Here is an 11,936-nt window from a genome sequence, read left to right as displayed (position 1 = left end):
GAAGATGGCATCTTTCCAGGCAAGGGGGCGTGATCCCCTGTTCGACACCAATACCGCCGCGACGCTGGAAAAGCGGGGTCGCGAGCTGATCGGGCTGGCGCTGATCGCGCTGGGGCTGATGGTGGCGGCCATGATCGCCTCGTATACGCCGGATGATCCCTCCTGGCTGTCGGCCACCGATGCGCCGGTGCAGAACTGGATGGGACGCCTTGGGGCCTATGTCGCCGCGCCGCTGTTCATGATTATCGGGCTGGGGACCTGGGCGCTGGCCGCCGTCTTCCTCGCCTGGGGAGTCCGCCTGGCGCTGCACCAGGGCAATGGCCGCGCCTTCTCTTGCCTGATTTTCTCGCCCATCTGGGTGGCGCTCTGTGCGGTCTATGCCTCGGGCCTGCACGAATCCGCCGGATGGACGCATCACTTTGGCCTCGGTGGGCTGTTCGGCGACATGATGATGGGCTCGGCCCTCAACGTGCTGCCCTTTGCCCCGGCCACGGGGCTGAAGATCATGCAGCTTGGACTGGGGGCGGGCATCCTTGCGCTGGGCGCCTTCGTGCTGGGCTTTACCCGCGAGGAACTGAAAGCGCTGGGCCGCTTCCTGCTGGTCAGTGTTGTCATGACCTATGCCACGCTGGTGCGCTTGATGGGGCGTGGCGCCAGTGGGACGGTGGTCGTGGCGCAGCGCATGCAGGCCGCTGGTGCCGAACGCCGCGCCGCCCGGGCCGAGCGCCGGGCCGCCGCCGCGGAGGCTGCACAGGAGGCCGATTATGTCGCCACTGCCGAGCCGGCGCCTGCCGCCGTGCCCTCGTCCTCTCGCGTGCTGCGCGCAGATATGGGCGTGCCGCCTTCGCCCGAGGCCGGGTTCTATGACCCCGAGGAAGACATCCTCGAAGAGGCGCCCATGCCGCAGCCCGAGAAACAGGGGTTCCTGTCGCGCATGATCCGGCGGGCAGACCCCGATCCGATGCCGGAACCCGAACTGGTCGAGGAGCTGATCGACCATGACGTCGACGTGCCGGGAGAGGACCGCATCCGTGCCAAGATCGCCAGTGCGGTGAAGTCCCGCAGCACGGTTCTGCCCGGGCGCCAGACGCCAGGCATCATGGCCGACAAGCCGCTGACCAAGGGCCGTGGTTATGGTCCGCAGCCAATCGTCTTCCGCGACACGCCGCGCCAGCCCGCGCTGCCGCCGGAACCGCCGTTGACCGCAGCGGATCGCCCGCTGCCGCCCGAGCCGCGCCTGACCGCCGCCGACCCGGCGCCTGCGCCTGCCGCTGCACCGGCCCCCCGGACCGTGCCCGTTGCCGAGGACGTCGCCGAACCGGCGCCGCGCGTCCTGCCCCGCGCCCCGACCGTGGAACCCGAGGTGGACGCGGAGCTGTACTCTGACCTCAGCGATTTCGACGACTACGGCGACACCGTGGACTACGAAGACGATTACGGGGACGACTACGGAGACGAGGCGGAGGTGCTGACCGACGACTATCAGCCCGAGCCTGCCCCGCAGCCCACGCCGCAACCGCGTGCCGCCGTGCCGCTGCCGGAACCCAAGAAGGTTGTCCAGCAGCCGGTGCGCAAGCCCGTGCAACCGTCGAAACGCGCCCAGGCCGAGGCCCAGCCGCAACTGCGTTTTGACGACGACAAGCCGGAATACGAACTGCCGCCGCTCTCGCTGCTGATGTCGCCCGACAAGATCGAGCGCCATGTCCTCAGCGACGAGGCGCTGGAGGAAAACGCGCGGATGCTGGAAACCGTGCTGGACGACTATGGCGTCAAGGGTGAGATCGTCAGCGTCCGCCCCGGGCCGGTCGTCACCATGTACGAACTGGAACCCGCGCCGGGCCTCAAGGCCAGCCGCGTCATCGGCTTGGCCGATGACATCGCGCGGTCCATGTCGGCGCTCTCGGCGCGTGTCTCCACCGTGCCGGGGCGCAGCGTGATCGGTATCGAACTGCCCAATGACAACCGCGAAATGGTCTCTTTCCGCGAGATCCTGGCAGGCCGTGACTATGGCGACGGCAAGCACAAGCTGCCGCTGGCGCTGGGCAAGAACATCGGTGGCGAACCTCTGGTGGCCAACCTGGCCAAGATGCCCCACCTGCTGATCGCGGGCACCACCGGCTCGGGCAAGTCCGTGGCCATCAACACCATGATTCTGTCGCTGCTCTACAAGCTGTCGCCAGAGGATCTGCGACTGGTGATGATCGACCCCAAGATGCTGGAACTCAGCGTCTATGACGGCATCCCGCACCTGCTGTCCCCGGTTGTGACGGACCCGAAAAAGGCGGTTGTCGCCCTGAAATGGGTCGTGGGCGAGATGGAGGACCGCTACCGCAAGATGTCCAAGATGGGCGTCCGCAACATCGATGGCTATAACTCTCGCGTCGAAGACGCGCTGTCCAAGGGCGAGATGTTCAGCCGCACGGTCCAGACCGGCTTTGACGATGACACGGGTGAGCCCGTCTTCGAGACCGAGGAATTCGAGCCCAAGAAGATGCCCTATATCGTCGTCATCGTCGACGAGATGGCCGATCTGATGATGGTCGCGGGGAAAGAGATCGAGGCCTGCATCCAGCGTCTCGCCCAGATGGCGCGTGCCTCTGGCATTCACCTCATCATGGCCACGCAGCGCCCCTCGGTCGATGTCATCACCGGCACGATCAAGGCGAACTTCCCGACCCGGATTTCCTTCCAGGTGACGTCCAAGATCGACAGCCGCACCATTCTGGGCGAGATGGGCGCCGAACAACTCTTGGGTATGGGCGACATGCTCTACATGGCGGGTGGGGCCAAGATCACCCGGTGCCACGGGCCGTTTGTGTCCGACGAGGAGGTCGAGGAAATCGTCAATCACCTCAAGGCCTTCGGTCCGCCGGAATATGTTGGCGGCGTGGTGCAGGGGCCGGACGACGAGAAGGCCGAAAACATCGACGCGGTGCTGGGGCTGAACACCGGCGGCAACACCGGTGGCGAGGATGCGCTGTACGATCAGGCCGTGGCCATCGTCATCAAGGACCGCAAGTGTTCGACGTCTTACATCCAGCGCAAGCTGGGCATCGGCTATAACAAGGCCGCGCGCCTGGTCGAGCAGATGGAGGACGAGAGTGTCGTCAGCCCCGCGAACCATGTCGGCAAGCGCGAAATACTGGTGCCGGAACAGGCCTGAGCCTGTTCGCCTATAGGAACATTCAATCGGATTGATGGGGGCACTGCCCCCATCTTTCTTTTCCGGCCTCCGAAGGGGGGCTGTTGACCAAAGAGACGGGGGCCTTTTCAGGCCAGGGGCTTCCCGAGATCAGTGGCGCGGAAAGAACTTTCGCATGAGCCGGACGATCTGCGTCAGCTCCAGCTCGTGACCGGCGTCTGCGCTGTCCATCGGGATCAGGTGCCAGCGGCCGCCGCGCCGGTGCCTGCGGATCGCTTGGCCAAAGGCCTTGGCGTCCTTGCTGCGGGCGATCCAGTGAAGATAGCCGCGCAGCAGCAGCGGCAATTCATCATAGAGCGGCGACTGGACGGGTGGTTGCGGTGGCGGCGGTGCGCCAAGATGCGGGCGCATTCCGGGTGTCCAGTGCCAAGTCTTGCGCCTTTGTTCCAGCAGGCCGCAATCGCTCAGCAGTTCAAAGATCGCCTGACCGTCCTGTTCCGGCACCATCGGGGTGTCGTAGGGTCGGATGCCCGCCCGGCTGAACCGGGGCTGGCGCAACATGAACGTCAGGATCAGATCATAGTCCGCGCGTGTGAGGGGCAGGTTGAGCAACTGCTCGGCCGGGCGTGTCAGATCTGTCTTGCCCTTGTGCCGATCCAGCGCGCCGGGACCGTCCTTTGCGCATTCCGGCAGCAGTGCCAGCCGAAACAGCAGGTCGAACCTGTCGCGCGGGTAGTCCTGCAAGTATTCCCATCCCGCCGCGCTGTGGTAATCGGTTGCGACTTGCAGGTCTGCCAGTTCCTGTTCCACCACCGTGGCGGCAAGGGCGATTTCTGCGGGGCTGAAGGAACCGGGCATCGTATTCACGGGTTGGAGCGCTCGAAGATGTGCCCTTGATCGGTGGCGTTTTGCCTACGATATCAGGCTGAACGGGCGACGCTATCGCATATCCGGCCCCAAGGTGCCACATACTGGGCATCCGAGCAGGAAGGAAACACATGATCCGCAGAGCTTTTACCGCAGGCCTTATTGCCCTTGGCACGCTTGCGGCGCTGCCCGCCAGCGCCCAGCAGCTTTCGCTGACCGAGATCTCGCGCTACCTGAACTCGATCACCTCGGCCACGGGCAGCTTTACCCAGATCAACGCCGACGGCACGATTTCGACGGGGGAGATTGCAATCAAGCGGCCGGGCAAGGTGCGTTTCGACTACAACCCGCCAGAGCGGGCGCTGGTCATGGCCAGTGCCGGGGCGGTCTATATCCTAGACCGCAAGCTGGGGGCCCGACCCGACACCTACCCACTTCGCCAGACGCCGCTGTCGATCATCCTGGCGCGGAACGTGGATCTGAGCCGCGCCGGCATGGTGGTCGGGCATGGGTACGACGGCACGGCGACGACGGTCACCGCACAGGACCCCGACAACCCGGACTATGGGACCATCCAACTGAAGTTCACCGGCTCTCCGGTGGAGTTGCGCCAGTGGATCATCACCGACGGCAACGGCACCCAGACCACGGTGATCCTGGGCGGGCTGGAACAGGCCAACCTGTCGAACAGCGTCTTCTCGATCGAAGCGGAACTGGCCAAGCTCAAGCGCTGATAGTTAGGGCGCGGCCCCGTCCGGGGCCGCGTGCCTGCCTTACCGTGCGGCGCGGCAAGTCCTGAGCTGGCGCTCGTATAGCACTGCCCGTTCGCCGACCTGGGTCGAAACCCGCAGCAGCCAGGACTTGGCGTTGTATGTACCCCGACGATAGCCGGCGCGCCCCTCGTGATAGGCAAGGTAATGGCGCCGCGCATCCGACATCGGAATGCCCAGTTCCTTGCGCGACTGATCCATGTACCAGCCCATGAAATCGGTCGCGTCGCGGATGTTGTCGCGGCGCGCACTGCGTCGGCCCGCGTCGGCCAGGTATTCGTCCCAGGTGCCATCCAGCGCCTGGCTGTAACCGAAGGCCGAGCTCTGCCGCCCGATCGGGATCACGCCCAGTCTGTAACGGAAGGGGGTTCGCGCGTCGCTGTCGAACTTGCTTTCTTGGTAGATCGTCGCCATCTGAACGTGCACGGGAACACCCCAGCGCCGTTCGGCACTGCGGAATGCACGGTAATATCCGGGTCGCTGTTCGAGAATCGAACAGGCGTTGTCCAGGTTGCGCGGAGACGTGCCAGACCCGCCGCCACCCCCACAGGAGGCCGCCAGAAGCACGATCACCAAGGCGCGAAGGACTCTGCTCATTTGCCACTCGCCTCGCTTTGTCTTTTTATTGTAAGGCATTTTAGCTGATTGCGCCGGGCGAGGGAATCACATTTCCTCCATTCCGGCGGCGCGCCGCTGTTGCCGGGGAACCGCGTGGGGTATCAGGCGCGAAGGACCCCCATTCGGTACTGTTGGCGTGTGTTTCACAGAGTGTTTCTCGCCAATTTGAGGCGAAAGTTGGACAAGGCACCGGCGGAAACGATATCAAGGGGGCAGGAAGAGGCTCGTTATGTTGCACAATCGCGCGAAATATCACCTGGGTCAGGTCGTCCGCCACCGCAAACACCCCTTCCGGGGCGTGGTGTTTGATGTCGATCCCGAATTCTCGAACACCGAGGAATGGTACGAATCCATTCCCGAGGACAGCCGTCCGTCCAAGAAGCAGCCGTTCTACCACCTGTTGGCGGAAAACGATCAGAGCTTTTACGTGGCCTATGTGTCCGAACAGAACCTTGTCGCCGACTACTCGGGCGAGCCGGTAGACCATCCGGACATTCCCGATCTCTTCGGCGCCTTCGAGGATGGCTCTTACGCGCTGCATTTCCAGATGAACTGAGGGCGGATTTCCGGTCACAGGCCGGGTGGGCTCATGCCGCCCTTGTTGCCCAGGCGGCGGCCTCGTCCAGCCGGTCGTCGCCCCAGAACACTTCTTTACCCACGACAAAAGTCGGGCTGCCGAAGATGCCGAGGGCTTCGGCCTTGTCGGTTTCTGCGGCCAGCAGAGCGGTACCTTCCTCGCCGGCGGCGCGGGCCAGCACTGCGACGGGGTCCTGGCCCACGGCCCGCAGGCTGTTCGACAGGTTCGGATCGCTGCCCGCTTCCTGTCCGTCGATGAACCAGCGGCGGTAGGTCTCGATCGTGTAGTCTTCTCCCCATCCCTCGGTCATGCCCAAAACCGCCACCTTGTTGGCGAGCGGCAGGTTCGGCAGCGGGTAGGGAGCAGGCACATTGATCGGCAGCCCGAAGAGGTCTGCCCGCCGTTCCATGTCGCGCCACATGTAGGCGGTCTTGATCGGCTTGTCGCGAAAGGGGATGTTGTTCTGGGCCATCATGATGCGGCGCACATCGAAGGGGCGCCATGTCACCTGCAGCCCATGCTGGCGCGCATAGCCCCGCATCCGCGCGACCGTCAGGTAGCTGTAGGTGCTGCCGATCGAATACCAGAAATCCAGCTTGGCCATGCCATATCCTCCTGCCGCAGAATCAGCCTAGCGGCAGGCAGGAGGGGCTGTGAAGCCCCATCCGGTCACGGCGCGGCGCGCATGACCTTCAGGAATTCCGCGATTTCCGCCTCGGTGGTGGACCAGTTGCACACCAGCCGGGCAAGCGCCAGTTCATTGGCGTTCTTGGGCGCGTTGCCCCACAGACCATAGACCGCACCTGCCGCCTGCGCCGCCTCGTGCGCCCGCAGCGGCGCGCGAAAGAACAGCATGTTGGCACGGGTCGGGTTCACGATCTCCAGGCCCATGTCCTCCAGACCCCGGGCCAGCGCCTCGCAGCGGTCATTGGCCTGTTGCGCCAGGTCGCGCCACAGGTCGTCCTGAAGGTAGGCCAGCATCTGTGCCGCAACGTAGCGGTGCTTGGAATAGAGGTGGCCCGCGCGTTTCACCCGCAGTTCGAATTCCTGCGCCCGGGTAAATCCACTGCTGGCAGGCGCTTCGGGATCGAAGATCACCACCGCCTCGGCATCCATCAGACCGTTCTTGGTGCCCCCGAACACGGCGATGTCCACGCCCGCCTTCCAGGTCATCTCGGCCGGGCTGCAGCCCAGCTTGACGCAGGCATTGGCAAAGCGCGCCCCGTCCAGGTGCACCGGCAATCCGTATTCCCGCGCCACCGCACAAAGCGCCCCGATGTCGGACAATGCGTAGACATTCCCGCCCTCGGTCACATTGGTGATCGAGACCGGGCCACGCTGCGGCCCGTGCACACCACGGTTGCCTTCGCCCAGGATCGCGGCACGCAGGGCGTCGGGCGTCATGACGTCGCCGCCGCGCACCAGGGTCAGCTTGGCGCCGCCGGTGTAGAATTCCGGGGCATTGCACTCATCCTCGTGGATATGCGCGTGTTCGGAGCAGAAGATCGTCTGGAACGGCGCGCAGAGCGTGGCCAGCGACAGTGAATTCGCAGCGGTGCCGGTGGCCACCAGATAGATCGCCGCGTCCGGGGCTTCGAAAAGGGCGCGGACCCGGTCCGCCACCTCTGCCGTCACGTCGTCGGCGCCATAGCTTGCCGCCGAACCGCTGTTCACGCGCGCCAGAACGTCAATGACCTGTTGCGGGACCGGGCTGGCATTGTCGGACGCAAAATTCATAGCGGCTCCTCGATGATATGGTCTTCCCAGTCGTCTTCATCGACCTCGAATTCGGGCACCGTGGCGTCCCGCATCGACACGCCTGCATCATGAACAGAGCCGGGCGTGCCTGAGATCAGCGGGTGCCAGTCGAATAGCGGCTTGCCCTCGTACAGCAGCTTGTAGGCGCAGGTCTCGGGCATCCAGTAGTGGTTCTTGGCGATATTCGCCGGCCGCAACACGATACATTCGGGCACGAACTGATGCCGGATCTCGTATTGGGAGCAACGGCAGGTGCTGTCGTCGAACAGGCGGCAGGCGACCCGGGTCAGGGCCACTTCGCCGGTGTCCTCGTCCTCGAGCTTGTTCAGGCAGCACTTGCCACAGCCGTCGCACAGAGCTTCCCACTCGGCGTCCGACATGTCCTGAAGGCGCTTGCGCTCCCAAAAGCGCGGCGTCAGGCCGGTGCGAGGGATCGGATCGGTCATTCGGCGGCCAGAATCTCGCGGGCTTTCAGGCAATCCGCGTCCATCTGGGTGATCAGCGCCTCAAGCCCGTCGAATTTCAGCTCGGGCCGCAGGTATTCGACCAGTCCGACCGACAGCGTTGCACCGTAGAGGTCGCCCGTGAAGTCGAAGAGATAGGTTTCGATGTTCGGCACTTCGCCGTTGAACATCGGGCGGACGCCGATGCTGGCGGCGCCGCGATAGCTGCCCTTGTGCGGGCCGTCGCGCACGTCCACCAATACGGCGTAGACGCCGAACCGGGGCGGGTGCAGCCCGTCGATGGACATGTTCGCGGTGGGATAGCCAAGCTCACGCCCGCGCTGTTCGCCGCCGACCACCTTGCCTTCGATCCGGTGCCAGTGACCCAGCAGGGCCGCGGCATCGCGGGGGCGGCCCTCGGACAGCGCGTCGCGGATCGCGGTCGACGAAACCTGTACACCGCCGGTTTCCAACAGGTCAGCAACCGTCACGCCAAATCCCATTTCTTCGCCGAAGGCCTGCAGACTTTCGACATTGCCCGCGCGCCCTTTGCCGAAACAGAAATCCGCGCCCACCACCACGTTGACCAGGCCGAAGCCCTTGCGGATCACGCGGTCCGCGAAGTCCCGCGGGGTCAACGAGGCCAGCACCGTATTGAAATTCAACTGGTACAGCCGTTCGACCCCAAGCTTCTCAAGCCGTGCGGCGCGTGTCTCGGCGCTCATCAGGCGAAAGGGGGCAGAGTCCGGGGCGAAATACTCGCGCGGATGCGGTTCAAAGGTCATCACACCAAGGGGCGCCCCCGGCGCCGACCGGCGCGCCAGGTCGATCACCGCCTGATGACCCAGGTGGACGCCGTCAAAGTTGCCGATGGCGGCGCTGGCGCCCCGATCCTCGGGCCGCGTGTACTGATAGTCGTGAACGATCCGCATGCGCTTCCCGTTACCGGCACGCGCGCCCGTGCGCAAGCATCCCCCGGCGCGTGCGTGGCGCCAGCGCCCCGGTTTTTGATACCGCCCGCAGGATGCCGCCCGGGCGCAACGACTTTCTGTGCGAATGCGGGCGGGTTCAGCCCTTGTCGGTCACGTTTTCCTTGAAGGCCTTTTCGAAGGCGGCCTGCTTGTCGGCCCCGGCCTGGGTCTGGTGCTGCGCCTTCCATTCGGAATAAGGCATCCCGTAATAGACCTCGCGGGCCTCTTCCTTGCCCATCTCGATGCCCTTTTCGTTTGCCGCTTCCTGGTACCAGCGGCTCAGGCAGTTGCGGCAGAAGCCGGCGAGGTTCATCATGTCGATGTTCTGCACGTCCTGCCGGTCTTCCATCAGGTGCTGGCGCAGCCGGCGAAAGGCGGCGGCCTCGATCTCGATGCGGGTCTGGTCGTCCATCTTTGTCACTCCTCTTTCTCCGTCACGGCGGCCAGCGCCTGTTCCAGCAGCGGCGCCAGGCGCGCCGCCCAGTGTCGCTGGCCGACCTCTTCCTCGATCAGGTCGTTGCGGACCTCGATCAGCGTATTCAGGCGACCCGCGCCCAGGGCGTGGCGGTCGATCGCATCGCCGGGCAGGTGGCCGGGGTAGGGCTGGTTGCGTCCCACCACCAGATCGGGTTCCGCCTCCAGCATGTCAATGAGCGGATCAGACAGGCGCGCATCCCATGCCGCATGCAGCACGCCGACATGCCAGGGGCGGGGCGGGCGGCCGTGCAGTTGCGGTGTGAAGGAATGGATCGCCACGATGGCCACATCGTCGCGCCCTGCCACCATTTTCGCCAAAGCGGCATCATAAGGGCGGTAATAGGCGTTCAGGCGGCGTTCCTTTTCCTCGGCGTCCGCATGGCGGTTGCCGGGGATCACCGATCCGTCGTAGAGCTTCATCAACAGGGTCGGGTCGTCTTCGCCCCGGTTCGGGTCGATCACGAGGCGCGAGAAATTCGACAGCACAACCGGCGCATCCAGAAGACTGCCCAGTTCCAGCGCCATGCCCGCGGCGCCCACGTCGTAGGCGATATGGCGCGCCATGTCCGACACCGGCAGCCCCAGAGAGCCGCCAAGATCGGGCGGAACGGTGTTGGCGGCATGATCACAGGTGATCAGGAAGCGGCTCTGGCGGGTTTCGCCGATGATTTGGCAGGGGGAATATGTCATGGTCTCGTCGTCTTTGGCCCGCTACACATATGCCAGTTGCGCGGCAAAGGGAAATGCGTGATAAAGCAGGCGCCGTTAGCGGTAACGCCGCAACTGCATATGCCAGCGCGCACCCATGGACGCGACTGGCCGCCACAGCCGACCGGGCAGGGAGAAAGACATGAAACGCGACCGTAACGTCAAGATCGTGGCCACGCTTGGCCCCGCATCCAACACCTACGATATGATCCGGGCCCTGCACGAGGCCGGAGCGGATGTCTTTCGCTTGAACATGAGCCACGGCACCCACGAGGAAATCGAGGAACGCCACAAGATGATCCGGCAGGTCGAAAAGGACCTGGACAGCCCGATCGCGATCCTTGCCGACCTGCAGGGCCCTAAGTTGCGGGTGGGCGAGTTTGCCAACGGATCCGAAGAGCTGGAGTGGGGCCAGAAGTTCCGGCTGGATCTGGACGACACGCCGGGCGACGCGACGCGGGTGCAACTGCCGCACCCCGAGATCTTTGCCGCCCTCAGCGGTGGGTCGCACCTGCTGGTCAACGACGGCAAGATCCGCCTCAAAGTGGCCGACTGCGGCAAGGACCACGCCAACTGCATCGTCGAGGCGGGTGGAACGATTTCCAACCGCAAGGGCGTGAACGTCCCCGACGTGGTGCTGCCGCTGGCGGCGCTCAGCGACAAGGACCGCCGTGACCTGGAATTTGCCTGCGGGCTGGGCGTGGACTGGATCGCGCTGTCCTTTGTGCAGCGGGTCGAAGATGTCGAGGAGGCGCGGCGCCTGGTCTGGGGCCGGGCCGCGATCATCTCGAAGATCGAGAAACCCTCGGCGGTCGAAGCCTTCGATCAGATCCTGGAGGTCTCGGACGGGATCATGGTCGCGCGGGGCGACCTGGGCGTCGAACTGCCGGTGCAGGCGGTGCCGCCGATCCAGAAACGCCTGGTGCGCAAGTGCCGTGCCGCGGCCAAGCCGGTGATCGTCGCCACCCAGATGCTGGAATCCATGATCGAATCGCCGATGCCCACACGGGCCGAAGTTTCGGACGTCTCCGGCGCGATCTACGAAGGCACCGATGCGATCATGCTGTCAGCGGAATCGGCTGCTGGCCAGTACCCGATCGAGGCGGTGCAGACGATGAACAACGTGGCGGTTTCGGTCGAAAGCGACCCAACCTACCGCGAGGTGATCGAGGCCTCGCGCAACGCCGTGCGGACCTCTGTCGCCGACGGCATCGTGGCCGCCGCGCGAGAGATCGCCGAGACGACGGAGATCAAGGCGATCTGCTGCTTTACCTCCTCGGGCACCACTGCCGCGCTGGTGGCACGGGAACGTCCGCGCGTTCCGATCATCGCCATGACCCCGATGACCGGCGCGGCGCGCCGCCTGTCGCTGACCTGGGGCACGCAATGTGTCATGACCGGCGAGCTGGAGCGGTTCAAGCAGGCGGTGGTTAATGCGGCCCGCGCCGCACGCGCGCAAGGTTATGCGGGCGAAAAGGACCAGATCGTCGTCACGGCGGGCGTGCCCTTCAACCAGCCCGGGACAACCAACATCCTGCGCGTTGCCCCCTGCAACGAGCGTTTGATCTTCTCGACCGATCCGGAATAACCTCGCCCCTGCAAGAG

Annotated in this window: 12 protein-coding genes; 4 read left to right on the top strand and 8 right to left on the bottom strand. The window is 64.8% G+C overall.

Annotated features, from left to right (window positions below; all coding sequences use genetic code 11):
• The first annotated feature begins 4 nt into the window (after positions 1-4).
• On the top strand, positions 5-3,163 hold the full coding sequence (locus KZZ07_RS08365) for a DNA translocase FtsK (protein WP_219513492.1): 3,159 nt from the start codon (positions 5-7) through the stop codon (positions 3,161-3,163).
• Between the two features lie 129 nt (positions 3,164-3,292).
• Here the strand turns inward: KZZ07_RS08365 and KZZ07_RS08360 are convergent, their stop codons facing one another.
• Positions 3,293-4,000, bottom strand: coding sequence for a hypothetical protein (locus tag KZZ07_RS08360; RefSeq protein ID WP_219513491.1), 708 nt, complete (start codon positions 3,998-4,000; stop codon positions 3,293-3,295).
• A 140-nt stretch (positions 4,001-4,140) separates the two neighbouring features.
• On the opposite strand from KZZ07_RS08360, the gene KZZ07_RS08355 reads away from it, so the two are divergent.
• Positions 4,141-4,743, top strand: a complete 603-nt coding sequence (locus KZZ07_RS08355; RefSeq protein WP_219513489.1) for a LolA family protein — start codon at positions 4,141-4,143, stop codon at positions 4,741-4,743.
• Between the two features lie 39 nt (positions 4,744-4,782).
• Here KZZ07_RS08355 and KZZ07_RS08350 read toward each other — a convergent pair whose 3' ends face one another.
• A complete protein-coding gene (locus KZZ07_RS08350) occupies positions 4,783-5,376 on the bottom strand; it encodes a transglycosylase SLT domain-containing protein (RefSeq protein ID WP_219513487.1) in 594 nt (197 codons plus the stop codon).
• Between the two features lie 250 nt (positions 5,377-5,626).
• On the opposite strand from KZZ07_RS08350, the gene hspQ reads away from it, so the two are divergent.
• On the top strand, positions 5,627-5,953 hold the full coding sequence (gene hspQ, locus KZZ07_RS08345) for a heat shock protein HspQ (protein WP_043142221.1): 327 nt from the start codon (positions 5,627-5,629) through the stop codon (positions 5,951-5,953).
• A gap of 31 nt (positions 5,954-5,984) precedes the next feature.
• Here the strand turns inward: hspQ and KZZ07_RS08340 are convergent, their stop codons facing one another.
• From KZZ07_RS08340 to KZZ07_RS08315, 6 genes are all read right to left on the bottom strand, one after another.
• Complete coding sequence (locus tag KZZ07_RS08340; RefSeq protein WP_219513485.1) at positions 5,985-6,578, bottom strand: 2-hydroxychromene-2-carboxylate isomerase; 594 nt, start codon at positions 6,576-6,578, stop codon at positions 5,985-5,987.
• Between the two features lie 65 nt (positions 6,579-6,643).
• Positions 6,644-7,711, bottom strand: coding sequence for a threonine aldolase family protein (locus KZZ07_RS08335; protein WP_219513484.1), 1,068 nt, complete (start codon positions 7,709-7,711; stop codon positions 6,644-6,646).
• Entirely contained in the window at positions 7,708-8,178 is a 471-nt protein-coding gene (locus KZZ07_RS08330; RefSeq protein ID WP_219513481.1) for a YcgN family cysteine cluster protein, read from the bottom strand. Before KZZ07_RS08330 ends, KZZ07_RS08335 begins: the two co-directional genes overlap by 4 nt.
• A complete protein-coding gene (locus tag KZZ07_RS08325) occupies positions 8,175-9,107 on the bottom strand; it encodes a bifunctional riboflavin kinase/FAD synthetase (RefSeq protein ID WP_219513478.1) in 933 nt (310 codons plus the stop codon). Before KZZ07_RS08325 ends, KZZ07_RS08330 begins: the two co-directional genes overlap by 4 nt.
• Positions 9,108-9,243: 136 nt before the next feature.
• Positions 9,244-9,558 (bottom strand): DUF1244 domain-containing protein, encoded by a 315-nt coding sequence (locus KZZ07_RS08320; protein ID WP_219513477.1) that lies wholly within the window; start codon positions 9,556-9,558, stop codon positions 9,244-9,246.
• A gap of 5 nt (positions 9,559-9,563) precedes the next feature.
• A complete protein-coding gene (locus tag KZZ07_RS08315; RefSeq protein ID WP_219513475.1) occupies positions 9,564-10,313 on the bottom strand; it encodes an N-formylglutamate amidohydrolase in 750 nt (249 codons plus the stop codon).
• Positions 10,314-10,473: 160 nt separating this feature from the next.
• Between KZZ07_RS08315 and pyk the strand changes: the two genes are divergently transcribed.
• A complete protein-coding gene (pyk, locus tag KZZ07_RS08310) occupies positions 10,474-11,919 on the top strand; it encodes a pyruvate kinase (protein ID WP_219513473.1) in 1,446 nt (481 codons plus the stop codon).
• The last annotated feature ends 17 nt before the right edge of the window (positions 11,920-11,936 follow it).

Source organism: Mameliella sp. CS4, from assembly GCF_019392335.1.
GTDB lineage: Bacteria > Pseudomonadota > Alphaproteobacteria > Rhodobacterales > Rhodobacteraceae > Antarctobacter.
The sequence above is the reverse complement of the archived record's forward strand: the minus strand, read 5'-3'. Positions and strand labels throughout refer to the sequence as shown.